General features: G+C 63.5%; 20 protein-coding genes. 18 read left to right on the forward strand and 2 right to left on the reverse strand.

The genetic code is table 11. From position 1 onward, the window contains the following. Positions 1 to 367: 367 nt before the first annotated feature. Positions 368 to 625, reverse strand: a complete 258-nt coding sequence (locus L0966_RS18305) for a hypothetical protein (RefSeq protein ID WP_234053427.1) — start codon at positions 623 to 625, stop codon at positions 368 to 370. Between the two features lie 1,100 nt (positions 626 to 1,725). Here L0966_RS18305 and dapA point away from each other — a divergent pair. The 12 genes from dapA to L0966_RS18365 all read left to right on the forward strand — a co-directional run bounded on the left by dapA (position 1,726) and on the right by L0966_RS18365 (position 18,536). Then, positions 1,726 to 2,664, forward strand: a complete 939-nt coding sequence (gene dapA / locus L0966_RS18310; RefSeq protein ID WP_234053428.1) for a 4-hydroxy-tetrahydrodipicolinate synthase — start codon at positions 1,726 to 1,728, stop codon at positions 2,662 to 2,664. A gap of 18 nt (positions 2,665 to 2,682) precedes the next feature. Continuing rightward, positions 2,683 to 2,955 carry a hypothetical protein gene (locus L0966_RS18315; RefSeq protein ID WP_234053429.1) on the forward strand — a complete coding sequence of 91 codons (273 nt, stop codon included), beginning with the start codon at positions 2,683 to 2,685 and terminating at the stop codon, positions 2,953 to 2,955. Positions 2,956 to 3,095: 140 nt separating this feature from the next. Beyond that, entirely contained in the window at positions 3,096 to 3,365 is a 270-nt protein-coding gene (locus tag L0966_RS18320) for a hypothetical protein (protein WP_234053430.1), read from the forward strand. 1,667 nt (positions 3,366 to 5,032) lie between these two features. Further along, the gene (locus L0966_RS18325; protein WP_255684138.1) at positions 5,033 to 7,774 is read left to right on the forward strand and encodes an HAD-IC family P-type ATPase; all 2,742 of its coding nucleotides are present in this window, start codon (positions 5,033 to 5,035) and stop codon (positions 7,772 to 7,774) included. An 859-nt stretch (positions 7,775 to 8,633) separates the two neighbouring features. Further along, positions 8,634 to 8,723: a K(+)-transporting ATPase subunit F gene (gene kdpF, locus L0966_RS18330; protein WP_234053433.1), complete on the forward strand. Its 90-nt coding sequence runs from the start codon at positions 8,634 to 8,636 to the stop codon at positions 8,721 to 8,723. 30 nt (positions 8,724 to 8,753) lie between these two features. After that, entirely contained in the window at positions 8,754 to 10,457 is a 1,704-nt protein-coding gene (gene kdpA, locus L0966_RS18335) for a potassium-transporting ATPase subunit KdpA (protein ID WP_234053434.1), read from the forward strand. Between the two features lie 224 nt (positions 10,458 to 10,681). Then, on the forward strand, positions 10,682 to 12,754 hold the full coding sequence (gene kdpB / locus L0966_RS18340) for a potassium-transporting ATPase subunit KdpB (protein WP_234053435.1): 2,073 nt from the start codon (positions 10,682 to 10,684) through the stop codon (positions 12,752 to 12,754). Between the two features lie 156 nt (positions 12,755 to 12,910). Beyond that, on the forward strand, positions 12,911 to 13,516 hold the full coding sequence (locus L0966_RS18345) for a K(+)-transporting ATPase subunit C (protein ID WP_234053436.1): 606 nt from the start codon (positions 12,911 to 12,913) through the stop codon (positions 13,514 to 13,516). Between the two features lie 57 nt (positions 13,517 to 13,573). Then, positions 13,574 to 16,282, forward strand: coding sequence for a sensor histidine kinase KdpD (locus L0966_RS18350; RefSeq protein ID WP_234053437.1), 2,709 nt, complete (start codon positions 13,574 to 13,576; stop codon positions 16,280 to 16,282). Beyond that, positions 16,279 to 16,974, forward strand: a complete 696-nt coding sequence (locus L0966_RS18355) for a response regulator transcription factor (protein WP_234053438.1) — start codon at positions 16,279 to 16,281, stop codon at positions 16,972 to 16,974. The genes L0966_RS18350 and L0966_RS18355 overlap by 4 nt, the downstream gene beginning before the upstream one ends. A gap of 57 nt (positions 16,975 to 17,031) precedes the next feature. Continuing rightward, on the forward strand, positions 17,032 to 17,502 hold the full coding sequence (locus tag L0966_RS18360) for a PTS sugar transporter subunit IIA (protein ID WP_234053441.1): 471 nt from the start codon (positions 17,032 to 17,034) through the stop codon (positions 17,500 to 17,502). Positions 17,503 to 17,648: 146 nt separating this feature from the next. Continuing rightward, entirely contained in the window at positions 17,649 to 18,536 is an 888-nt protein-coding gene (locus L0966_RS18365) for a LysR substrate-binding domain-containing protein (RefSeq protein WP_234053442.1), read from the forward strand. 42 nt (positions 18,537 to 18,578) lie between these two features. Here the strand turns inward: L0966_RS18365 and L0966_RS18370 are convergent, their stop codons facing one another. Further along, a complete protein-coding gene (locus L0966_RS18370) occupies positions 18,579 to 18,995 on the reverse strand; it encodes a hypothetical protein (RefSeq protein ID WP_234053443.1) in 417 nt (138 codons plus the stop codon). A gap of 83 nt (positions 18,996 to 19,078) precedes the next feature. On the opposite strand from L0966_RS18370, the gene trbB reads away from it, so the two are divergent. The 6 genes from trbB to trbK-alt are packed head-to-tail and all read left to right on the forward strand — an operon-like array spanning position 19,079 to position 24,136. Continuing rightward, positions 19,079 to 20,059, forward strand: a complete 981-nt coding sequence (gene trbB, locus L0966_RS18375; RefSeq protein WP_370640775.1) for a P-type conjugative transfer ATPase TrbB — start codon at positions 19,079 to 19,081, stop codon at positions 20,057 to 20,059. Next, positions 20,056 to 20,391, forward strand: a complete 336-nt coding sequence (locus tag L0966_RS18380) for a TrbC/VirB2 family protein (protein WP_234053446.1) — start codon at positions 20,056 to 20,058, stop codon at positions 20,389 to 20,391. The genes trbB and L0966_RS18380 overlap by 4 nt, the downstream gene beginning before the upstream one ends. Beyond that, complete coding sequence (locus tag L0966_RS18385; RefSeq protein ID WP_234053452.1) at positions 20,391 to 20,654, forward strand: VirB3 family type IV secretion system protein; 264 nt, start codon at positions 20,391 to 20,393, stop codon at positions 20,652 to 20,654. Before L0966_RS18380 ends, L0966_RS18385 begins: the two co-directional genes overlap by 1 nt. Before the next feature lie 8 nt (positions 20,655 to 20,662). After that, complete coding sequence (gene trbE / locus L0966_RS18390) at positions 20,663 to 23,122, forward strand: conjugal transfer protein TrbE (protein WP_234053453.1); 2,460 nt, start codon at positions 20,663 to 20,665, stop codon at positions 23,120 to 23,122. Continuing rightward, the gene (gene trbJ / locus L0966_RS18395; RefSeq protein WP_234053455.1) at positions 23,119 to 23,856 is read left to right on the forward strand and encodes a P-type conjugative transfer protein TrbJ; all 738 of its coding nucleotides are present in this window, start codon (positions 23,119 to 23,121) and stop codon (positions 23,854 to 23,856) included. The genes trbE and trbJ overlap by 4 nt, the downstream gene beginning before the upstream one ends. A 10-nt stretch (positions 23,857 to 23,866) precedes the next feature. Then, positions 23,867 to 24,136 carry a putative entry exclusion protein TrbK-alt gene (gene trbK-alt, locus L0966_RS18400; RefSeq protein ID WP_234053457.1) on the forward strand — a complete coding sequence of 90 codons (270 nt, stop codon included), beginning with the start codon at positions 23,867 to 23,869 and terminating at the stop codon, positions 24,134 to 24,136. The last annotated feature ends 117 nt before the right edge of the window (positions 24,137 to 24,253 follow it).

Here is a 24,253-nt window from a genome sequence, read left to right on the forward strand (position 1 = left end):
TCGAATAAAAATATCTATACGTAGTTATGATCGATTAGTCGCAAACGCCTGTATCACAGTTTGCGTTCTAATTGCCTGAGTATGCCTATATCACTTATGTGATCCGCAAAAATAGATAATAAATTGGAGAGGCAAAAACCAACATATATGGAGTGATGTTTGGATGGGTGCGCCGACGTCAAGCGATTGCAATTCAAGTGGAGCCATCGCAATTCAGAGAAGCCTTTGACGATAAGACGCCTGTGATCGACCTCGGTCCCCTCGCGGTTTTCGGCGTACCCATCGCCCGTTCCTTGCCGCATGGCAACGGCTAGGCGAAAGGTCAAAGCTTTACACGGCTATAAGCATAATTATATCATAAACATTATTAGGCTATTTGGTTTATGAATTGCAACATGAGAGCCGTCGCACCCAGCCAGATTGCCTCATCCCAATAGCTTAAGTGGTCTCGCGAAAGCCGTTGTCGCTCCAGCACGGCGTAGATCGCAGCAAATACGGCATATAGAAAGACCCAGAGCGAGAAGGAAAGCAAGTAATTATCATGTTTTATGATGCGGGCAATCAAGGCGGAAATGATCACCTTCGTAAGATACCGTCCGAGGTGCTCCTTTGTTTCTTCGTGCATGCGTGCACCAAATGCGTTTCATGCGCAGAATAAAAATGTGAAATTATCCTTCTCAACCTCCTGCTACCAGAGGGCCAAGACTAGCTTGTATCCTATCGCTGTGAGTCCCATCAGCATCATGACGCCTATAAGAACCATCTCCATCCGAATAGCTCTCCTTCGCGCGACAGACGCCAGCCTTGGCGTCGACAGTTTGGCATCTGCCCTGGTCTTGTCCACCATCTTTCTTTCTCCCCGCCGCGAATTCGCCACCGGTCACGCTTTTGATTGCGCGAACGTCAGGTCGATCTGCACCCAAGCTGACACTGAACCACTGGGAGCCAGATATTGGGTGGCTACAGCAGACCCGTGTAGGAATTCGAGATCAATTCGGCTTGAAGTTTATAGGCTTGTTTTTATGTTCCGGTTTCGCCGAGTTTCGCATTTCCCGGCATCATGACCATCATGGTTTAGCCGTTGCGTTCATTCTTTGTCGTAGGCAAAGCCCAAAGCGTAACGGCGACCAAAAAAATACGGGATTCATATTTTTTTGCCGCGCCTTCCGCATGGAATTCCAATGCGAGTGCGATTTATGTTTGTTGTCTGGCTCCGCATCGGTAGCTAGATGCGATTAATGGCGTCGTACGACATGTTGAGATCGCCGAATAACGGTGGGCTTAAAGCGACGAATCACCACCCAAATCCGGGACGAATGCCACACGCTCGGTTGGCATTCGAAGTCGTGATGGGCGTTAGCTTTCGTCGGCTTTCGCATTCAGCCTCCAGATCATCTCCGATTTGTTCGAATAGGCCAGATGTCTGCCAAAGCGAGGTGCATTTCTCTGCCATCTCCCGGTCGTTCGCGGGAGAATGGGCATGACCACCCGTGCGAGTGGGCTCCGCCACTGCGCTAGGCGAATACGCCTAATTCTTATGGTCGACGTCGGGCTCCGCTCCAGGGGTAGGCGCGAAGAGCGCGCGAAGGCGGTGGGCATCCGGTGGCATTTCTCCAATGGCTGCAGCTTGGCGCGTGCAAGCCTTTGGAAAGGTGGCCATATATGCGGACGGGGGCTGGCCATTACAACCTCGAAGCATGTCGCGCCTTGGAAAGGTATATAGCCATGTTGGCCGCTTCGATTCAGACGTTTCGCGGTTCGATCCCGGCGCTGATCACACCATTTCTGCCGGGCAATGCCGCGGTCGTCGATCGCCAGGCGCTCGGACGCCTCGCAATTCGCGTCGCGGAGAGAGGCTCTTGCGCGGTCGTGGTTTGCGGGAGTACGGGCGAAGGATTCGCTCTCGATGCGAAGGAGCATGCCGAAGCGGTGGAAACCGTCGTGCAAGCTCTGCATGGACGCATACCCGTGATCGCAGGCATCTGTGCGCCCTCGACCGAGGGCGCCGTCTGTTTGGCCACCGCTGCGGAACGGCGTGGTGCCGATGCGCTGCTCGTGTCGGCGCCGCCCTACGTGCGGCCGACCCAGGAGGGGCTGGGCCTCCATGTTCGCGCCGTCGCTGGCGCTTCCAGGCTGCCGGTTGTGCTCTACGATGTGCCATCCCGCGTTGGTGTCGCCTTTTCCGATGAGACGATAGCGCGTCTGCGGAGCGACGGCAGCATTCAGGGACTCAAGGATGCAACTGCTGATTTAGCGCGAACGACCCGGCTCCGCCGCCTGTGCGGTGAGGACTTTCTGCAGTTTTCGGGCGACGACGCAACCGCTCTAGCATATCGTGCCGCTGGCGGCGTGGGCTGCATTTCCGTGACGGCCAACATTGTGCCTGCGCTCTGCGCGAAGCTGCACGCTGCGTGGGATGCGCGCGACGTCGCCAAGGCGATCAACATGGGCGAACGACTCGCGCCGCTGCACGCCATGCTGTTCCTCGAGACCAATCCGATACCGGTCAAGGCGGTTCTCGGCCTGCTTGGTCTTTGCGATCCGACACCGCGTCTGCCTCTGACGCGAGCGGCAAGGGAAACCATGCGTCAGCTTACGGACATCGTTCCACAGCTCATCGCCGAGGACGACATCTGCACAGCTGAGCGCTATCGAGCCGCCTAAGCTGCGGGAGGGCCGGCAATGATGGCGCAACATCTCAACCGGGTTTCCCGCGCGACGATTGTACGTTTCACGGTAAAAATTTGCGTGTCGATGCTTCTCGCGGCGCTGAGCAAGGGCGGATTCTTCCTCGCGGCTTCGGCGTGGCTGATTCTCTATGCCGCCTTCACAGGTATTCTGGCAGTGCTACTCAAAGAGAGGATCGAGAAAGAATCGTTCAATCATCTGGACGAGATGTTGTGGCTCGCCGCCACCTCTCAGGCTTTCGAAATGGCTTATAGGGTGACGTCGTGATGAGCATCGCGTCGCTATGGTGCCGCGGTAGGGAACTTGCCGCCAGCTCTGACATGGGTGGCAGCTCGATCCGAGGTTTTCATGGTGATCAGGACGATGGACAGATTGGCCTGTCAATTCTCGGCAAGGCGGAATAGGCAATGAATTCTAATATCAGTCCATCAGCATGGGAAACTATCGGCCGCTTCCTCTTCAAGGTTGGCCTATCTGTATTCTTTGCATCCTTTGGCAGTGGCTCCTTTGTGTTGGGCCTCTATGGGTGGCTGGCCGTGTTTGGAACCGCGACTGCGGGCGTTGCATTTTTTCGGCGCCAACGCTTTCAGTTTGGTTCCTTCACCCAGTGGGACGAGGTGCTGTGGCTGACGGCAGGGTCGGCAGGCTTACTTCTAGCTCACGAGGCAGTTATATGATAAATATGGCGTAAACGGATGTATTGTCAATGCAATATCAGCCGAAAAAGGCAGAATCAGCGGATAATATCCGAAATTCGTTCATTTGACGCCACATGCATCGAAGTAATGGTGGGTCATATGAAAGGCGCGAAATCAAGGTGTCATTTTGGCGAATGACCATAATATTAATTTCTCTCTTATTTCTTTTGGTTAAAAGCACAATCGAATTCATATGACAGATCCGTTATCCTCGCCACTGCTGGATGATTGATCATAGCGGAACTCCAAGGAGGCTGCGATGGCCTCAAACAATCCGGTGACCATCAGGAGTAATGACGATGTTCGGTCGTTTGGCCCTGTATTGCCACCTGCTGCAAGCGAGCAAGGCCGAAAATGCCATGTCGAGAACGGGCAGGAAACGCCGATCGACAGCACAGACCCGATCTTCGCCAGAAGTGGGAATGCTTCTCCGCCTCGCCTGCGTCATCACGCCAGTCTTGGCCGCGGTGGCGATCGTGCAATGGGTGGCACATTGACGGCACATTTCGAGCAATGGCGCCTGCTAAGAAGGGATGAATTTTATGAACAAAGTGGTGCAGGAATCCGAGCCTCCCTCGTGTCACTATGCGTTTATCGTCGGGCGCGACACAAGGGGGCGATGGGTCGTTCGTGATCGAAGTGGCTCCACAGGTGGCATCTTTGTGGATCGTGCGTCAGCGCTTAACTTTGCCAGACGGGAAAGCCACTATATCTCGGGTGCCGTATCTTGCGCGGTGGACCCCCCAGAACTTGATTTTTTTGCCATGCTCGGACCAGAGCCTCTGCCGGATCTGCCGGATCTGCCGGTTCAGCCGATGACGATACGGCGCGCTGCGTAGGAGCGCGCTGAGATGCGCAGCGCCGAACCTCTCGTGGCCTGATGCCGTTGATCCCCGAGGCGGAAAATGCCGCTCAAGCTAGGAAACGATGGGAAAGGCCTCCACCCCATCGCCAGGAACCGCCGTGTGGCACGAGGCTCGTGAGAAGCGGACGTGCAGCCCCCCCCCCCCGATGATGGGGCTGGAGAGGCGGCATAAACGGCGCCTTTGGCTGCGCGTCCGTTTACTCTCGCAACTACGGCCGCGCAGAGCGGACCTTCCATGGATATGAAACGGCCCTCATGGCGAAAAAGACAGAATGTAGATGTTCCGGCATCAGCAAGAGACGAGTCTCGCTACAGTAAGGCACCTTGGCCTCTCGAGGGGTTCAGTTTCATGGGCGATAAAATAGTCGCGGACTCAACCGAGTTTTCGCAGATGCAGCTTGTAATCGGACGAAACAGGCTCGGCCAATGGATTGTAGCCGATTTCAGGCGCGGCGAGGGGTGGATTTTCAACAACAGACAGGACGCACTAAACTTTGCGATGTTCCCGCGCGGCGCTCAGCCGCGTGCTGTCCTGTTCATCCCGGACGTCTTGGAGGTGCGTTGAACGATGGACGATATACAAATTAATGCCATCGCCGTGTATAATTATATAATGATATGGTTAAACGATGGCTATATATGGCATATGATCCCTGTCGGACGGACGAGGTGTTTTGACGTATCTGTCGAATTATCGATGTCGCCGGAATGGAATGGCGTTTAAGACGATAGACGTGCACCAGTCCATGTGTGTATGCCGATCGCCGGGGAAATTCACTGGATGAAAGCCAAATGCACAGAGCTCGTCGCATCAAACTGCGATGGCCGCCCTTCTAGCTGGTTTGACCCCGACCGGCCGTGGCATGCCGAGCATCATGATACGGTGTGCTGGGCGCTTGGGTCAGGTGGCGCCGGCCTCAGCGCCGTGGAGGCATCCCGGCGCTTGGTCGAGTTCGGCGCGAACGCGCTGCCCCGACCATCTCCACCGCATCCGCTCTTCCGTTTCCTTGCGCAGTTCAACAGTGCCCTGATCTTCTTCCTGCTCGCCTCGGCGATCGCCGCCTTGGTTATTGGTCATCCGATCGATGCGGCCGTCATCCTGGCCGTCGTCATCGTCAATGCGGTTGTCGGCTTCGTGCAGGAGGGGCGGGCTGAACAAGCGCTCGACGCGATTCGCAACCTCATCGCACCGACTGCGGTCATCATTCGTGACGGGGCCAGGCAGACCAGCCCGGCGGACGAACTGGTTCCGGGCGACATCGTAGTCCTGGAGGGCGGGGACCGGGTGCCAGCCGACCTGCGGCTCCTCAGCGTGCGCGGTATGACGATTAACGAGGCCCTCTTGACCGGAGAGTCCGGTGCGGCGGTGAAGCAGGAAGGTAGGCTCCTCCAGGAGGCCGCGTTGGGAGACCGCAGCAACATGGCGTTCTGCGGAGCGCTGGTGTCATCTGGGCACGCCATAGGCGTTGCTGTGGCCACCGGAGCGCACACCCAGATCGGGCGTATCAGCACGATGCTGAAGGACGTCGAGGGGGTGACGACGCCGTTGCTGCGTCAGATGGCCAGCTTCAGCCGCCGCGTCGCGCTGTTCATCGGGATGGGGGCCGCGGCGCTCTTCGCTTTTGCGGTCCTTGTCCAGGGTTTCGAATGGACAGATGCTCTGATCGCGGCCGTCGCGCTCGCCGTCGCGCTCATCCCTGAAGGTCTGCCGGCGGTCATCTCCATCACCCTGGCGGTTGGGGTCCGTCGGATGGCCGCGCGCAACGCGGTGATCCGCAAGCTTCCGGCCGTCGAGACCCTCGGAGCGATCTCTGTGATCTGCACCGACAAGACGGGAACCCTGACCCGGAATGAGATGACCGTCCGCCACCTCATGGTCGAGGGCCATGACTTTCAGGCCGGCGGGGGCGGCTATGGACCCGCAGGCGAACTCCCGACCAACGGCGAAGAGGATGGCGCGGCCCGCGCCGCCGCGGCGCCTCTCATACGCTGTGCCGTGCTGTGCAACGACGCCTCCCTTCACGAGGACGGCCTGGGATGGCATGTCCAGGGCGATCCGATGGAGGGCGCGCTCCTTTCGTTCGCCATGAAGGCCGGTGTCAGTCCCGCGCATGAACGCGGCGAATGGCCACGGATCAATCTCATTCCCTTCGACGCCAGCCATCGCTTCATGGCCACGCTCCACAAGGGGCTGGGCGGCGAGCATCTCATCTTCGTGAAAGGCGCGCCGGAAGTCGTGCTCGACATGGCGAAAATGAGCTCTCCCGTCTGGATGGAGCGCATGGCGGCATCCGCGGCGAGAGGCGAGCGGGTCCTCGGCTTCGCTGTCCGGCGGCTGCCGCAGGCCCAACAGTCCCTCACCGTCGATGACCTCACTCAAGACGTGCAATTTATCGGGTTGATGAGCTTCATCGATCCGCCGCGGCCGGAGGCTGCAGCCGCCGTTGCTCAGTGCCGTGCGGCCGGAATTGCCGTCAAGATGATCACTGGCGACCATGTCGAGACGGCGTTGGCGATCGGGCGGCAGTTGCACCTCGACGATGATCCACGGGCCATAACAGGTGCGGAGCTCGATCGGCTCACCGATGGCGAGTTGGTCAATGCCGTCGCCCATATCTGCGTCTTCGCGCGCACCAGCCCCGAGCACAAATTGCGCATTGTCCGTGCATTGCAGAAGGAGGGCGCAATCGTCGCGATGACCGGCGACGGCGTGAACGATGCCCCTTCGCTCAAGCAGGCGGATGTTGGCATCGCCATGGGCGGGAAAGGCACGGAGGCTGCCAAGGAAGCCTCCCAAATGGTTCTCCTCGATGACAATTTCGCCTCGATCGTCGCCGCCGTCCATGAAGGGCGGACCGTGTACGACAACATCCGCAAAGTGATCGCCTGGACCTTGCCAACCAATGGAGGCGAGGCACTCGCCGTCGTGCTGGCCATGCTGTTCAACTTCACCCTGCCCATGACGGCAGGGCAGATTCTTTGGGTCAATCTCATCCTCGCCGTTACCCATGGACTCGCGCTCGCCTTCGAACCGCCGGAGCCCCGGAGCATGACGCGGCCGCCGCGCCCCGCCTCGGCGTCGCTCCTTTCGCCATTCCTTCTGTGGAGGGTTTTCCTGGTGTCGGCGCTGATGGCTGTGGCGGAGCTGGCCATGTTCTTCCATGCACTCGATGCGGGGCGCGACATCGAGACCGCGCGGACCCTTGTCGTCAACGCCGTGATGGTCATGGCGACATTTTACCTGTTCAACGTCAGGTTTCTGCATATGCGCTCGCTGACCTGGCAGGGTGCGCTTGGGACCCCATCGGTACTTGTTTCAATCGCCGTCGTTGTGGCTGCGCAGCTCGTCTTTACCTTTTCGCCGATCATGAACCAACTCTTTGATACCCGTCCTCTGACGCTTGCCGATGGCGTATGGCTTATCGCCATCGGATTACTCCTGATGTTGCTGCTTGAGGGTGAAAAGCTGGCTGTTCGAAGCTTGTCTGGAAGAGCGAGTATGGCGCGCGCTGACCGGAAATGACGAGCACGGTCGTGCCGTGCTCCACGCGCCGATCGTTATTCCCAGGCCGGCAAACGCAAATGGTGTCCGGCAAGAACGACTACCGCCCGAGAGGCCTGCTTGGTGTGGCTTTTGTCGATGCAACACCATGGGCGCTGATTTCCGCATCGAACACCGGTCAGACCCTCTGTCCCCGGTCGGCGGGCTATTTCTGGCGGTCGGACTGCGAATCTCCGGGGAGCGGAGGCGGCCAAACCATCGCTCGCGTTTCCTCCAGATCCGTGAGCTGTTGCTGCCTGCTAAGAGACTGTTTGAAAAGTCGGACGGGCAGCGGTGGTTCTATCGCCACCGGGTCTTTTCGGCGCCCGGTTCGTCGAAAATTTGGCCCGATGCGCGGCATCGCGCCTGCATTTTCTCCTGCCGGAGCACCAAAAATCCCTCGGCGGCCCTCAACCGCCGACTTTCCAAACAGTCTCTAAGGCATATGTCCGATCAAACGCTCCAGATCGCGGCAACTGATCGCGCCCGACAAATGCCAGGCGGCACTCCGTGAATGGACGAGTGGTGCTGCGTGGCCTGAAAATTTTATGGAATTTTAATTCCTTTGGCATCCCAGCCATCTCGAACCTTTATGCGGTTTCGATCCATATTCCCGCCAAAATTCGGCAAGGCACGGGATCGGTGCAGACCCCGAATATCAATTTTTGCGCGTTTATTTCATCGCTGAACCAAGCATGGCTCAGAATGAAGTGTATCAGCATATGCAACGCATGGAGTGATGCGGATGGATGTCATCATGATCGCGATAGGGGTTACCTTCTTTGCTGCATCGCTCGCCTACGTGGCGGTATGTGACATTCTATAGGGATAGGACGGATCAATGATTGTCGAATACCTTCTCGGTGGAGCGGTGACGGCGTTCCTACTCTTTTATCTCACCTATGCCCTCATTCGCCCGGAGCGGTTCTGACCGCTCGCGCTCGTTCGGAAAGCAATCTCCATGACGCTGAATGGATGGATTCAGATCCTCGTTTTCTGCGGGATCATCATCGCGCTCGCGCGGCCGCTGGGCGGCTACATGACGCGCGTCTTCAACGGCGAGCGCACGCTCTTCGCACCCGTGCTCGGCCCGGCCGAGCGGGGACTCTACCGCCTGGCCGGCACCGGCCCGAACGAGGAGCAGCACTGGACGACCTATGCGGTCGCGCTGCTGCTGTTCAACCTCGCCGGCTTCGCGCTGCTCTACCTGCTGCAGCGGGTGCAGGGGGCGCTGCCCTTCAACCCCGCCGACATGGGCGCCGTGCCGCCCGAGCTCGCCTTCAACACCGCCGCCAGCTTCATGACCAACACCAACTGGCAGAACTACGGCGGCGAGAGCACCATGTCGTACCTGACCCAAATGGCGGGCCTGGCGGTGCAGAACTTCCTCTCCGCCGCCACCGGCATCGCCATCGCCTTGGCGGTGATCCGCGCCTTCTCGCGCAAGTCGACGAAGACGCTGGGCAGCTTCTGGGTCGATCTCACGCGTGCCACCATCTACGTGCTGCTGCCCCTGTGCATCGTGCTGACGCTCGCCTATGTGGCGCTCGGCGTGCCACAGACCCTCGGGTCCTATGTGGAAGCTGACACCCTGGAGGGGGCGAAGCAGACCATCGCGGTCGGCCCCGTGGCCTCCCAGCTCGCCATCAAGATGCTCGGCACGAACGGGGGCGGATTCTTCAACGCCAATTCGTCCCACCCGTTCGAGAATCCGGGCGCGATCTCCAACCTCATCCAGATGGTGTCCATCTTCGCCATCGGCGCGGCGCTCACCAACGTCTTCGGTCGCATGGTGGGCGACGAGCGCCAGGGCTGGGCCATCTTCTCCGCCATGGGCCTGCTGTTCCTCGCCGGCGTCGCCGTCTGCTACTGGGCGGAAGCGGCGGGCAACCCGCTGGTGCACGCCCTCGGCATCGACGGCGGCAATATGGAAGGCAAGGAGACCCGCTTCGGCATCGCCTTGTCCGCCCTGTTCGCGGTGGTGACCACCGCCGCCTCATGCGGCGCCGTGAACGCCATGCACGACAGCTTCATGGCGCTCGGCGGCATGATCCCCCTCATCAACATGATGCTGGGCGAGATCATCATCGGCGGCGTGGGCGCGGGCTTCTACGGCATCATCCTGTTCGTGGTGGTGGCGGTGTTCGTGGCCGGCCTCATGGTGGGCCGCACGCCGGAATATCTCGGCAAGAAGATCGAGGCTAAAGAAGTCAAGATGGCCATGCTGGCCATTCTGTGCCTGCCGCTCTCGATGCTCGGCTTCACGGCGGCAGCGAGCGTGCTGCCGGGGGCGGTGGCCTCCATCGCCAATCCCGGCCCGCACGGTTTCTCCGAGATCCTCTACGCCTACACCTCGGGCACGGCCAACAACGGCTCGGCCTTCGGCGGCCTCACCGGCAACACGCCTTGGTATAACGTGACCATCGGCCTTGCCATGCTGATGGGCCGCTTCCTGGTTATCATTCCCGCCCTGGCGCTCGCCGGGTCGCTGGTGGCGAAGAAGGCGGTTCCGGAATCGGCCGGCACCTTCCCCACCCATGGAGGCCTGTTCGTGGGCTTGCTGGTGGGCGTCATCATCATTGTCGGTGGTCTGACCTTCTTCCCCGCCATCGCGCTCGGTCCCATCGTGGAGCATCTGGCGATGCTCCAGGGCACGAGCTTCTGAGCATGGCCATGGCAAGCCAGCCCCGTTTTCCCCGCCGGCCTCCAAGGCCCGGCGGGGGGCGCCGAGAGGCAGACGAGCCTGGCGAGCCGCGAGCGTCGAGCATCCTTCTCGGCATGCTGGCGATCGTCATCATCGGCCTCGCCTTCGCTACCGCACTCGCCCTGGTATCGCCCACGGACTGAAGGCCCGCGGCCTGATCCAGGATCCTTTCGCTGGAGTCTTTCATGAGCCATCCCAAAACCGCGAGCATCCTCGATGCCCGCATTCTCGGTCCCGCGGTGGGCGATGCCTTTCGCAAGCTGGACCCGCGCAAGCTTGCCAAGAACCCGGTCATGTTCGTGGTGGCGGTGGTGTCCGCCCTCACCACCGTCCTGCTGGTGAAAGACGCGCTGACCGGCGGCGCCAATCTCGGCTTTTCGTTCCAAATCGTACTGTGGCTATGGTTCACGGTGCTGTTCGCCAATTTCGCCGAGGCGGTGGCGGAAGGCCGCGGCAAGGCCCAGGCCGACGCCCTGCGCCGCACCCGCACGGAGACGCAGGCCAAGCTGCTGGCGAACCCTGCCGGAAGCGGCTTCCGCACCGTGCCCGGCACCTCGCTCAAGGTGGGCGACGTCGTGCTGGTGGAAGCCGGCGACATCATCCCCTCCGATGGCGAGGTGATCGAGGGCGTGGCCTCGGTGAACGAGGCGGCCATCACCGGCGAGAGCGCGCCGGTGATCCGCGAGAGCGGCGGCGACCGCTCAGCGGTGACCGGCGGCACCACGGTGATCTCCGACTCGATCAAGGTGCGCATCACGGCAGCCGCGGGCTCTACCTTCATCGACCGCATGATCGCTTTGGTAGAGGGCGCCGAGCGGCAGAAGACCCCCAACGAGATCGCCCTCAACATCCTGCTCGCGGGCATGACGCTGATCTTCGTCCTCGCCACCGCCACCATCCCGAGCTTCGCGTCCTATGCCGGCGGCTACATTCCGGTGATCGTGCTGGTGGCGCTGTTCGTCACCCTCATCCCCACCACCATCGGCGCGCTGCTCTCCGCCATCGGCATCGCCGGCATGGACCGGCTGGTGCGCTTCAACGTGCTCGCCATGTCCGGCCGGGCGGTGGAGGCGGCGGGCGACGTGGACACGCTGCTGCTCGACAAGACCGGGACCATCACGCTGGGCAACCGTCAGGCGGCTGAGTTCCTGCCGGTGCACGGGGTCAGCGATCGCGAGCTGGCGGACGCCGCCCAGCTCGCCTCGCTCGCCGACGAGACCCCGGAAGGCCGCTCCATCGTGGTGCTGGCGAAGGAGAAATACGCCATCCGCGCCCGCGACATGGCCACCCTGCATGCCGCTTTCGTGCCGTTCACCGCCCAGACCCGCATGAGCGGGGTGGACATGGATGGCATCTCCATCCGCAAGGGCGCTGTAGACGCCGTGCTGAAGCATGTGGAGCTGGCCTACGCTGCTACCGGCGCCGGCCGCAACGGCGCGGAGACGATCCGCGAGTTGCAGGCCATCGCCGACGAGGTGGCGAAGGCGGGTGGCACGCCGCTGGCCGTGGTGCGCGACAACCGCCTGCTGGGCGTTGTGCACCTGAAGGACATCGTGAAAGGTGGCATCAAGGAGCGCTTCAGCGAGCTGCGGCGCATGGGCATCCGCACCGTGATGATCACCGGCGACAACCCCATGACCGCCGCCGCCATCGCCGCCGAGGCCGGCGTGGACGATTTCCTCGCCCAGGCGACGCCGGAGAACAAGCTTACCCTCATCCGCGAGGAACAGGCCAAGGGCAAGCTCGTCGCCATGTGCGGCGACGGCACCAATGACGCGCCCGCCCTGGCCCAGGCGGATGTGGGCGTCGCCATGAACACCGGCACGGTGGCCGCCCGCGAGGCCGGCAACATGGTGGATCTGGACAGCGACCCGACCAAGCTCATCGAGATCGTCGAGATCGGCAAGCAATTGCTGATGACCCGCGGCGCGCTCACCACCTTCTCCATCGCCAACGACGTGGCGAAGTATTTCGCCATCATCCCGGCCCTGTTCGTGGCCTTCTACCCGCAGCTGGGGGCGCTCAACATCATGGGGCTGGCAACGCCGCAGAGCGCCATCCTCTCCGCCATCATCTTCAACGCCCTCATCATCGTGGCGCTGATCCCGCTGGCGCTGAAGGGCGTGAGGTACCGCGCCGTCGGCGCCGGCGCCCTGCTGACGCGCAATCTCGTCATCTACGGCCTCGGCGGCATCATCGTGCCGTTCGTGGGCATCAAGGCCATCGACATGGCCATCACCGCCCTCGGTCTCGCCTGAAGCCCGAGGGAGAAACACAGGACGTCCCTTTCCAGCGGGGAGAGAAAGGGACGCAGCACCCGTTCCCGGTGCCGCGCGTGCCAGGAACGGGTCTCTGCCCTCCCCGGGCCAACGCGAATGTCGTGCGCGCGCCGTCTCCGAATTAAAGGATAAACCATGCTGAAGCAGCTTCGTCCCGCCCTGGTGATGATCGTGGCGCTCACGGTGATCACCGGCCTCGCCTATCCGCTGGCGATGACCGGCATCGCCCAGGCGGTGTTCCCACGCCAAGCCAACGGCAGCCTCATCGAGAAGGACGGCAAGGTGGTCGGCTCTGCCCTCATCGGCCAGAGCTTCACCAGCGAGCGCTATTTCCACGGACGTCCGTCCGCCACCACCGGCGCCGATCCGAATGATCCCACGAAGAGCGTGGCGCAGCCCTACAACGCCGCGAACTCCATGGGATCAAACCTCGGCCCCACCAATGCAGCCCTGATCGAGCGCATCAAGACTGACGCGGCGGCGCTGAAGGCCGAGAACCCCACCACACCGGTACCCATGGACCTCGTCACGACGTCGGGCAGCGGCCTCGATCCCGATATCTCGCCCGAAGCGGCCTATTTCCAGGTGCAGCGAGTGGCAAAAGCCCGCGGCATGACCGAGCAGGCGGTACGAGCGCTGGTGGATGCCCATACCGAAGCCCGTGAGCTGGGCTTCATGGGAGAGCCGACGGTGAACGTCCTCGCGCTCAACCTTGCATTGGACGGCTCCGGCCGGCGCTGACATGCCAGGCCCGCGACGCCCGCCGAAACGGGATGAGCGGGCGAGCGGAGTGACGATATGGCTGACGAGAAGCGTGACACCGGCGCCCGCCCGTCCCCTGAGGCGCTCCTGGAAAGCGCAGAGCGCGAGACCAGGGGACGCCTGAAGATCTTCCTCGGCGCCGCGCCCGGCGTCGGCAAGACCTACGAGATGCTCATGTCCGGCCGCGCCCGCCTCAGTGAGGGGGTGGACGTGGTGATCGGCGTGGTGGAGACCCATGGCCGCAAGGAAACCGAGGCCCTGGTGGACGGCTTCGAGGTCATCCCGCGCCGGATGGTGGAGTATAAGGGCCGTGTGCTCGACGAAATGGACCTCGACGGGATCCTCGCGCGGCAGCCGGCCCTGGTGCTGGTGGACGAGCTCGCGCACACCAATGCCGAGGGCAGCCGCCACCCCAAGCGCTATCTCGACGTGGAGGAACTGCTGGCACGGGGCATCGACGTCTACACCACGCTGAACATCCAGCATGTGGAGAGCCTCAACGACGTGGTGGCGCAGATCACCCGCATCCGGGTGCGGGAGACGGTGCCGGATTCCATCATCGACCGGGCCGACGACATCGAGATCATCGACCTCACCCCCGACGACCTCATCAAACGGCTGAACGAAGGCAAGGTCTACCTGCCGAAGACGGCACGGCGGGCGATCGAGAACTACTTCTCGCCCGGAAATCTTACGGCTCTCCGTGAGCTGGCCCTGCGGCGCACTGCTCAGCGGGTGGACGAGCAACTTGTCAGCCACATGCAGGCGCACGCCATCCCCGGTCCCTGGGCGGCGGGCGAACGGGTGCTGGTGTGCGTGAACGAGAAAGCGCGCGGCCGTGCCTTGGTGCGCTATGCCCGCCGCCTGGCAGACCGCCTGCGCGCGCCCTGGGCCGCGCTGCACGTGGAGACCTCCCGTGACGCCGCGCTTTCCGAGGAGGACAAGGACCGTATCGCGGCTCATCTGCGCCTTGCCGAGCAACTCGGTGCCGAGGCGGTCACCGTTCCCGGCCAGGAGGTGGCGAAGGACATCCTGCGCTACGCCACGGCCAACAACTTCACCCACGTCGTCGTAGGGAGCCCCGGCCAGCCGCGCTGGCGGGAACTGCTGACCGGTTCGGTGTCTCACGAGCTCATCCGCCGCGCCGGCGATATCAGCGTGCATGTGATCTCCGGGGCGGAGCGCGAGAATGGCGCGACGGCGCGCAGCGTGAAGGCGGCGGCTGTGCGTCCGCCGATCCGGATCTGGCCTTATGTGATCAGCACCCTCTATGTGGGGGGTGCGCTTGCAGCGAGTATAGTGCTCGATCGGATGCTCGACGTGCGCAATCTCGCGCTCGTTTTCCTCATGGGCGTGCTCGGTTCGGCCGTGACGGCGGGGCTTTGGCCGGCGCTCTATGCCTGCCTCGTGAGCGCGCTCGCCTTCAACTACTTCTTCCTGGAGCCGCGCTACACCCTCACCGTCCAGGACCCCGAGAGCGTCCTCGCCCTCGTGTTCTTTCTCGTCGTTGCGGTGACGGCCAGCAACCTCATGGGGCGGGTACAGCGGCAGGCAGAAACCGCCCGCCAACGCGCACGGGCCACCGAGGATCTCTATCTCTTCTCCAAGAAACTCGCCGGCGCCGGGACCCTCGACGACGTGCTGTGGGCCACCGCCCACCAGATCGCGCTGATGCTGAAGGTGCGGGTGGTGATCCTGCTGCCGGAGGAAAGCGGCGTCGCGGTGAGAGCCGGCTATCCGCCCGACGACACGCTGGTGGAGGCCGACCTCGCTGCGGCCCGCTGGGCCTTCGAGCACGACCGACCCGCCGGACGGGGTGCTGACACGCTGCCGGGAGCGAAGCGCCTCTACATGCCGCTGAAGTCGAGCCGCACCATCCTCGGCGTCATCGGCCTCGACAATGACCGGCAAGGCCCTTTGCTGACGCCCGAGCAGCAACGCCTGTTCGACGCGCTGGCCGACCAGGCTGCCCTCGCCATCGAGCGCATCCAGCTCGTCGCCGACATCGACCACGCCAAGCGCGTGGCGGAGACCGACCGCCTGCGTTCCGCCCTGCTGACCTCCATCTCCCACGACCTGAAGACGCCGCTCTCCGCCATCCTCGGGGCCGCCGGCGCTTTGCGGGACTATTCCGGATCCATGTCCGAGCCGGACCGCTCCGACCTGCTCGCCACCGTGATCGACGAGGCGGAACGGCTCAACCGCTTCATCGCCAACCTGCTCGACATGACGCGGCTGGAAACCGGGGCAATGCAGCCGAATGCATCTTTCTATTTCGCAGGGGATATCGTCGGCGCAGCACTGCGGCGAGCATCCAAAATCCTCGCCCGGCATCGTGTCGAAGTCGACATCTCCTCCGACCTTCCGATGCTGAAGACCGACGCGGTGTTGTTCGAGCAGGTGCTGTTCAACCTGCTGGACAATGCGGCCAAATACGCACCGGCCGGCTCCCTGGTGCTCATAGGTGGGCGCCAGGAAGGGCGGGATCTCGTCTTTCGTGTGATGGACGAAGGTCCCGGCATCCCCGCGGAGGATCTCGAGCGGGTGTTCGATTCCTTCTACAGGGTGCGCAAAACCGACCACGTCCGTGCGGGTACGGGCCTTGGGCTTTCCATCTGCCGCGGCTTCATCGAGGCCATGGGGGGAACAATCTCGGTGACGAACAGGATGGATCGCAGTGGCGCGATCTTCACCATCCGCATGCCGGTTTCGGCGGACACGCCAAATCTGGACAACCAACTATGACTGTTTCGACGGTAAAAATTCTGGTCGTTGACGACGAGCCTCCCATTCGCAAGCTGCTCCGCGTCGGGCTCGTCGCCGAAGGCTTCACGATTGCTGAAGCGACCAACGCCCGGGAAGCCATGGAATCCGCCAAAGCGGAGCGCCCGGATCTCGTCCTGCTCGACCTCGGGCTGCCCGACCTCCCGGGTCATGACCTTCTCGGGAAGTGGCGCGGAGAGCTGCTGGAAGTTCCTATCATCATCCTGTCGAGCCGCACTGACGAGACCGGGATCGTGAAGGCGCTTGAACTGGGCGCGGACGACTACGTGACCAAGCCGTTCGGCATGAAGGAGCTGGTGGCACGGATCCGTGTCGCCCTGCGCCACAAGTTCCAGCAGCAGGGCGAGAAGCCGGTGTTCCAGACCGGAGGTCTGAGCGTGGACCTCGTGAAGCGGATCGTGAAGGTCGATGGCCAGGAGGTGAAGCTCTCTCCGAAGGAATACGATATCCTGCGTGTCCTCGTGCAGCACGCCGGCAAGGTCATCACGCATCAGCACCTGCTCAACCAAGTCTGGGGCGAAGCCACTGATGTGCAATATCTGCGCGTCTATGTGCGGCAACTGCGGCAGAAAATCGAGAGATCGCCCGACCAGCCTCAGTACATCATGACCGAAACCGGTGTTGGCTATCGCCTGCGTGAGGCTGACGGCTGAAGGGGGCGCCCTCATGCTGCGCCTCATCTGACCCGCGCGAATGAAGTGAACAAAATCATGAAGATTTCCGACTTTCTCCAGCCGGAGAACGTTTTCATCGACCTGCCTTCGACATCCAAGGCAGACGTCTTGAAGCGGCTGTCCGATGCCGCGAGCCGGCAGCTTGGCATCGATGGAAGCGTCATCTTCGACACGCTCCACTCACGTGAGCGGCTCGGTTCAACGGGAGTGGGCGGAGGAATCGCTATTCCTCACGCCCGAGTTCCGAACCTGAAACGACCCTTCGGAATGCTGGCGAGACTTGCCAGTGATGTCGCATTTGAAGCCATCGATGACATTCCGGTGGATATCGTCTTTGTCCTTCTCATGCCAGACGATAGCACCAAGGCCCATCTTAACATGCTCGCATGCATCGCTCGGCGCCTGCGGACAGCCGAAGTCCTAAAGGAAGTGCGCGCCGCGAGGGATTCGGATCAACTATATGCTGCTGTGGTAGACAGGCCGGAGACGAAGTTACCGATAGAATGAAATTGTCTTGAGTGATTATGTTGTTATTTTCCTGTCGGATGGATGTCGCAGTTTTTTTAATATAGAATAATTTACTTCTTAAGTTTAGTGGAAAATTACACGCTCTGTGCGGTCGTGTTGATTTCCATGATTGAAGAGGGATCTGGGTGGACCTGCGCCATCTTCGCTACGTCGTCGCCAGTGCCCGCAACGGCAGCTTCAGCGCCGCCGCGCAGGAGCTGAACGTCCGCCAGCCCATCGTGAGCCGGCGCATCAAGGAGGTCGAGGACGAACTAGGGGTCTCCCTGTTCGACCGCTCCAAGGCCGGCGCGCGCCTGACCCCGACCGGCGAGGCCTTCCTCGTTGCCGCCCGCCGCATCCTCTGCGACGTGGAGCGGCTGTCGGAGCAGACCAAGGCGAACGCGGCGGGCATTCTCGGCCGTGTCGTCGTCGGCTTCTACAAGTCGCTTTCCTCGGGCGCATTCCGGGCCGCCTTGCGCGACTTCCGCTGCCAATATCCCGGCATCGAGGTGGAGCTGATCGAATCCCCCTTCGCCGAGCTGAAGGCCGGCGTCCTCGCCGGCACCATCGACACCGCCATCGTTCTGGGCGATGCCGGATCCAGCGACGCTCTGTCCGCGCTGGAGCTCTGGTCCGAGCACCTCGTCGTTGCCCTGCCGCAGCACCATCCCCTCGCAGGCAAGCCGGTCATCTACTGGCCGGAGCTGAAGGGCGAGCGCTTCCTCCTGAGCCATCACGACCCCGGCCCCGACATGCGCAACATCCTGCTGCGCCATCTCGCCGCCCCGTCGGATCATCCGCTCGTCGCGACGCGGCATCTGAGCCGGGAGAGCATCCTCGGCGAAGTGGCTGAGGGCCAGGGCATCACCCTCCAGTGCGAATCCGCCGAAGGTCTCGCGGGCCTCGGCGTGGTCTTCCGGCCGATCCACGACGGCAGCGGCGCGACCCGTCTCGGCTATGTGGCCTGCTGGCGGCCCGACACCATCAATCCCGCGCTGACGAGCTTCCTGGACGTCCTGAAGCCCCGCCGCTGATTTCCACAGAAGATCTCGGCTGCGGCGGTGGCGCCCACCCGTTCAGGACCGGGGCCGACCGAGCGGGCGTCTCATGGCGCGCGCGGCAAAGCCCGCCGCCTTGATCATGAGGCATGCGAAGCCCCAGATGCCGGCCAGCATTGGAATGGCGAGCCAATCCAATTCGTTGAGGATGATCGCCCTGACGATGGCGAAGGTGAGCACGAGGGCCTGGAAGGCGAAGACGATCTTCTTGCCGCGTTCCAGAAACGTAACGAACATCCCGCGTCCCTCGGCGACACTCACGGAACATATCACGCGATCGCCCGCGTACTGACAGCCGCAATCCGACTGTTCACCCACATCGGCGCGCCGCGAGTCCCATGTATTTTTTCGCTCTCCTACGCCCGGCTGCGACATCAGCAACAATGATGTTGCCCGCCTGCAATTTGTGCCTTTCTTGATTGTCCCCGTCGCCATCCCGCTTCCCGCGGATGGCCGCAGACGGGGGCGCAATGTCGGTACATCACAATGGCGGCGAAGGTCTTTCGCGCGGCGCGCGCATGCTGCGCACCGCGCTCGGCCCGGCCATCGCCGCATGGCTCGAAGATCCTGACATTGTCGAGGTGATGCTCAACCCCGATGGCCGACTTTGGGTCGACCGGCTACGCGAGGGCCTCCTCGACACGGGCGAATGGCTCCTGCCGGCCGACGGCGAGCGCATCGTCCGCCTCGTCGCCCATCACGTCGGCGCCGAGGTCCACGCCGGCGCCCCACGCGTCTCCGCAGAACTGCCTGGGACCGGCGATCGCTTTGAGGGCTTGCTGCCGCCGATCGTGACCGCGCCGGCCTTCGCCATCCGCAAGCCGGCGGTGGCCGTCTTCACCCTCACCGACTATGTCGTTGCCGGCATCATGACAGAGAGCCAAGCCGAGGTGCTGCGGCTCGCTGTCGGGGGGCGCCGGAACATCCTGGTCGCCGGCGGCACCTCCACCGGTAAGACCACGCTTGCCAATGCCCTCCTCGCTGAGGTCGCCGGGACTTCGGATCGGGTGGTACTGATCGAGGATACCCGCGAACTGCAATGCGCCGCGCCGAACCTCGTGGCGCTGCGGACGAAGGACGGCGTCGCCTCGCTTTCCGACCTCGTGAAGTCGTCGTTGCGCCTGCGCCCCGACCGCATCCCGGTGGGCGAAGTCCGCGGCGCCGAGGCGCTGGACCTGCTCAAGGCCTGGTCCACCGGCCACCCCGGCGGCATCGGCACCATCCATGCCAGCTCCGCGCTCGGCGCGCTGCGGCGCCTGGAGCAACTCGTGCAGGAGGCCGTGGTCACGGTGCCGCGCGCGCTGATCGCCGAAACCATCGGCATCATCGCCGTGCTCGCCGGCCGCGGGACCGCCCGCCGCCTCGCCGAGATCGCCCTGGTGGACGGACTCGATCCCGCCACCGGGGACTACCGGACCATCCGCGCCCAGCTCGATCCCGATCCGGACCTCGATCCCGACCTTTATCCCTTGCCCGCACCCAAAGGAGAAGACCTGTGACCCTGCCTGCCTTCCAACGCCTTCGCCATGGCCTCGCTTATGTGACCGCCCTGGCCGCCGTCTCCGCCCTCATGGTCGCCCCGGCCCACGCTTCCGGCTCGTCCATGCCCTGGGAGGAGCCGCTTCAGAAGATCCTCGAATCCGTCGAGGGGCCGGTGGCCAAGATTGTCGCCGTCATCATCATTATCACCACCGGCCTGACGCTGGCCTTCGGCGACACTTCGGGCGGCTTCCGCCGGCTCGTGCAGATCGTGTTCGGCCTGTCCATCGCCTTCGCCGCGTCGAGCTTCTTCCTCTCCTTCTTCTCCTTCGGCGGCGGGGCGCTGGTGTGATGGAGGAGGAGGTCCGCGGCTTCTTCGCTCCGGTGCGCCGCTCGCTCACCCAGCCGATCCTGCTCGGCGGTGCCCCGCGCGCCGTCGCCATCGCCAACGGCACGCTCGCCGGCGCAATCGGCCTCGGTCTGCGCCTGTGGATCGCCGGCCTCGTCCTTTGGGCCATCGGGCACTTCGCCGCCGTGTGGGCGGCGCGGCGCGACGCCCAGTTCGTCGATGTGGTGCGCAGGCACCTGCGCTATCCCGCGCATATGGGCGTGTGAGGTCCGCCATGCTGAACCTCACCGAATACCGCAAGAGAAGCGCGCGCCTCGCCGACTTCCTGCCCTGGGCCGCCTTGGTGGCGCCGGGTATCGTGCTCAACAAGGATGGATCGTTCCAACGCTCCGCCGCCTTCCGCGGTCCCGACCTTGACAGCGCCACTTCGGCCGAGCTGGTCGGTGCAGCGGGGCGCCTCAACAACGCCCTGCGCCGCCTCGGCACCGGCTGGGCGATCTTCGTCGAGGCCCAGCGCAACCCCGCCGCCTTCTATCCCGACAGCCTGTTCCCCGACCCCGCCTCGGCTCTGGTCGATGCGGAGCGGCGCGCGCAGTTCGAGGACAGCGGCGTGCTGTTCGAGTCGCGCTACTTCCTCACTTTCGTCTGGTTGCCGCCGGCCGAGGACGCCTCTCGCCTGGAGAGCTGGCTCTATGAGGGCCGCGAACGGAGCGGCGTCGATCCCCAAGAGCTGTTGATGGGCTTCGTCGACCGCACCGACCGGGTGCTCAACCTCATCGCGGGGCTTGTGCCCGAGGCCGCCTGGCTGGATGACGCCGAAACGCTCACCTATCTGCACTCGACCGTCTCGACCCGGCGCCAGCGCGTGCGCGTCCCGGACGTCCCCGTCTATCTCGACGCGCTGCTGGCCGACCAGCCGCTCGCCGGTGGGTTGGAGCCCCGCCTCGGCGACGTCCACCTGCGCACCCTCACCATCATCGGGTTTCCTGGGGCAACCTTCCCCGGCATCCTCGACGACCTCAACCGGCTCGCCTTCCTCTATCGCTGGTCGACCCGCGTGGTCCTGCTCGACAAGCTGGAGGCGACGCGCCTCGTGACGAAGATCCGGCGGCAGTGGTTCGCCAAACGGAAAAGCGTCGGCGCCATTCTGAAGGAGGTGATGACCAACGAGCAGTCGGTGCTGCTCGACAGCGATGCCGCCAACCAGGCGGCGGACGCCGATGCGGCCCTGCAGGAGTTGGGCTCCGATGAGGTGGGCACGGCCTACGTCACCGCCACGGTGACGGTCTGGGATGCCGATCGCGCCATCGCCGACGAAAAGCTGCGCCTCGTGGAGAAGGTGATCCAGTCCCGCGACTTCACCTCTATCGTCGAGGGCGTCAACGCCGTCGAGGCGTGGCTCGGCAGCCTTCCCGGCCACGTCTACGCCAATGTCCGGCAGCCGCCGCTCTCCACCTTGAACATCGCCCACATGATCCCGCTCTCGGCCATCTGGGCCGGGCCGGAGACGGACGCGCACCTCGATGCGCCGCCGCTGTTCTACGCCCGGACGGAAGGATCGACCCCGTTCCGCTTCGGCCTGTACATCGGCGATGTGGGACACGTCATGGTCGTGGGACCGACCGGCGCCGGCAAGTCCGTGCTGCTGGCGCTCATGGCGCTCCAGTTCCGCCGCTATCGAGGTTCCCAAGTCTTCGTCTTCGACTTCGGAGGATCGATCCGTGCCGCCACGCTCGCCATGGGCGGCGACTGGCAGGACCTTGGTGGCTCCTTCTCCGACGACGAGGTCTTGTCTTCCGTCTCGCTCCAGCCGCTTGCCGGCATCCATCACACGCCGGAGCGGGCCTGGGCTGCTGACTGGCTCGTCGACATCCTCGCCCGCGAGGGCGTGACCGTCACTCCGGACGTGAAGGAACACCTCTGGGCCGCGCTCACCTCGCTCACCTCCGCGCCGGTGGAGGAGCGCACCCTCACCGGCCTCGCCGTCCTGCTGCAGTCCGCGGCGCTGAAGCAGGCCCTCGGCCCCTATTGCATCGGCGGCGCCCATGGCCGGCTGCTCGATGCCGAGCACGAGCATCTGGGCACCGCCTCCGTGCAGGCCTTCGAGACTGAGGGGCTGGTCGGCACCGCCGCCGCGCCCGCCGTGCTCGCCTATCTGTTCCATCGCATCGAGGCGCGCTTCGACGGAAGTCCGACCCTGCTCGTCATCGACGAGGGCTGGCGCGCCCTCGTCGACGGCGGCTTTGCGTCGAAGATCAAGGAGTGGCTGAAGACGCTGCGGAAGAAGAACGTCAGCGTTGTCTTCTCCTCCCAGTCCCTCGCCGACATCGAAGCCTCGCCTATCGCCCCGGTGCTGGTGGAGAGTTGCCCGACCCGCATCTTCCTTGCCAACGAGCGCGCCATCGAGCCGCAGATCGCCGCCATCTACCGCAAGTTCGGCCTGAACGGCCGGCAGATCGAGATCATCGCGCGGGCAACCCCCAAGCGCGACTATTACTGCCAGTCGAGGGGCGGCAACCGCTTGTTCGAGCTGGGGCTCGGCCCGGTCGCGCTGGCCCTGTGCGCCGCCTCCGACAAGGCCGCCCACGCCCGCATGGACGAGTTGCCGCGCGCGGGAGTGGGGGAACATTTCCTCGATGCCTGGCTGCGCGTCGGCGGTCTCGACTGGGCCGCCGACCTCATCCCTGAGCTCGACAACGTGATCGATCCGTTCGACGCGGAGGTGTCCCCATGAAGTTCCGTCATGCTGGCCTGTGCCGGGGGCTTGCCGCCGGCGCGCTCGTCGCCCTGCTGTCGTCCGCCCCGGCGGCGGCGCAGATCGTGTTCGATCCGAACAACTATGCGCAGAACGTCCTCACCGCAGCCCGCGCCCTCCAGCAGATCAACAACCAGATCACGTCGCTTGCCAACGAGGCGCAGATGCTGCTCAACCAGGCGAGGCACCTCGCCAATCTTCCCACCTCGGTACTCTCCCGGATCGAGGATAATTTCGCCGAGATGCAGCGCCTGACAAGCGAGGCCGGCCGGCTCGCCTACAGCGTCGAGGACATCGACCGCAGATTTTCGTCCTCCTATCGGGACTTCGCCTCCGACAAGACCGGCGCCCAGCTTGCCGCTTCCGCGCGCGAGCGCTGGCAGCAGTCGCTCTCCGCCTACGAGCACACGCTGAAGGTTGGCGCGGTCGCCGTCAGCAACATCGACGGCACGCGGACCCAAACCACCACGCTGGTGGAGGCGAGCCAGTCGGCGGTGGGTGCGCTTCAGGCCGCACAGGCCGGCAACCAACTCCTCGCCGTGCAGGCCCGGCAGATGGCCGACCTCACGGCCATGCTCGCGGCACAGGGGCGGGCCGAGGCGCTGGAGACCTCCCGCAAGGCCGCGGCACAGGAGCAGGCCCGCGAACAGCTCGGCCGCTTCCTCGCCGGCACCGGCTACAGCGCGTCCACCGTCCGCATGTTCCATGACTGAGACGCCAGCCATGGACATCAGGATCGTCACCCGGATGCTGGCCGTCCTCGCCCTCGTCGCCGCCGTGGCCTTTGCTGCCACGTCGCTCCGCGAGAACGGCGCGGAGGAGGACGCCCCCAGCCCGATCCTCCGCCATCCGGGCGGCGAGCCGGCGGCGAGCGAGCTGGCCCGCTGCCGGGGCCTCGGCGAAGCAGCGACCGAGGATGATGCCTGCCGCAAGGCGTGGGACGAGAACCGCCGCCGCTTCCTGGGCACGGACCGGGAGCGGCCCCGCCCGTGAAAGTAGAGATGAAGCGCTCCATCCCCTCTCGGAGACGAGTTTCTCCATCCCTCTTCCCGAACCGGACGTGCGGGTTTCCTCGCATCCGGCTCTCCATGCACGGGCGCTTCCACGCCC

The organism is Xanthobacter sp. NM-59, from assembly GCF_021401125.1.
Classification (GTDB): Bacteria; Pseudomonadota; Alphaproteobacteria; order Rhizobiales; family Xanthobacteraceae; genus Xanthobacter.

Excerpts from the sequence above, each read along its gene's own strand:
- kdpA (WP_234053434.1), top strand. The coding sequence starts at position 8,754 with ATGACGCTGAATGGATGGATTCAGATCCTCGTTTTCTGCGGGATCATC.
- L0966_RS18370 (WP_234053443.1), bottom strand. The coding sequence starts at position 18,995 with ATGGCGACGGGGACAATCAAGAAAGGCACAAATTGCAGGCGGGCAACA.
- L0966_RS18325 (WP_255684138.1), top strand. The coding sequence starts at position 5,033 with ATGAAAGCCAAATGCACAGAGCTCGTCGCATCAAACTGCGATGGCCGC.
- L0966_RS18350 (WP_234053437.1), top strand. The coding sequence starts at position 13,574 with ATGGCTGACGAGAAGCGTGACACCGGCGCCCGCCCGTCCCCTGAGGCG.
- kdpF (WP_234053433.1), top strand. The coding sequence starts at position 8,634 with ATGATTGTCGAATACCTTCTCGGTGGAGCGGTGACGGCGTTCCTACTC.
- trbK-alt (WP_234053457.1), top strand. The coding sequence starts at position 23,867 with ATGGACATCAGGATCGTCACCCGGATGCTGGCCGTCCTCGCCCTCGTC.
- trbB (WP_370640775.1), top strand. The coding sequence starts at position 19,079 with ATGCTGCGCACCGCGCTCGGCCCGGCCATCGCCGCATGGCTCGAAGAT.
- L0966_RS18360 (WP_234053441.1), top strand. The coding sequence starts at position 17,032 with ATGAAGATTTCCGACTTTCTCCAGCCGGAGAACGTTTTCATCGACCTG.
- dapA (WP_234053428.1), top strand. The coding sequence starts at position 1,726 with ATGTTGGCCGCTTCGATTCAGACGTTTCGCGGTTCGATCCCGGCGCTG.
- L0966_RS18355 (WP_234053438.1), top strand. The coding sequence starts at position 16,279 with ATGACTGTTTCGACGGTAAAAATTCTGGTCGTTGACGACGAGCCTCCC.
- trbJ (WP_234053455.1), top strand. The coding sequence starts at position 23,119 with ATGAAGTTCCGTCATGCTGGCCTGTGCCGGGGGCTTGCCGCCGGCGCG.
- L0966_RS18305 (WP_234053427.1), bottom strand. The coding sequence starts at position 625 with ATGCACGAAGAAACAAAGGAGCACCTCGGACGGTATCTTACGAAGGTG.
- L0966_RS18315 (WP_234053429.1), top strand. The coding sequence starts at position 2,683 with ATGATGGCGCAACATCTCAACCGGGTTTCCCGCGCGACGATTGTACGT.
- L0966_RS18345 (WP_234053436.1), top strand. The coding sequence starts at position 12,911 with ATGCTGAAGCAGCTTCGTCCCGCCCTGGTGATGATCGTGGCGCTCACG.
- L0966_RS18320 (WP_234053430.1), top strand. The coding sequence starts at position 3,096 with ATGAATTCTAATATCAGTCCATCAGCATGGGAAACTATCGGCCGCTTC.
- kdpB (WP_234053435.1), top strand. The coding sequence starts at position 10,682 with ATGAGCCATCCCAAAACCGCGAGCATCCTCGATGCCCGCATTCTCGGT.
- trbE (WP_234053453.1), top strand. The coding sequence starts at position 20,663 with ATGCTGAACCTCACCGAATACCGCAAGAGAAGCGCGCGCCTCGCCGAC.
- L0966_RS18385 (WP_234053452.1), top strand. The coding sequence starts at position 20,391 with ATGGAGGAGGAGGTCCGCGGCTTCTTCGCTCCGGTGCGCCGCTCGCTC.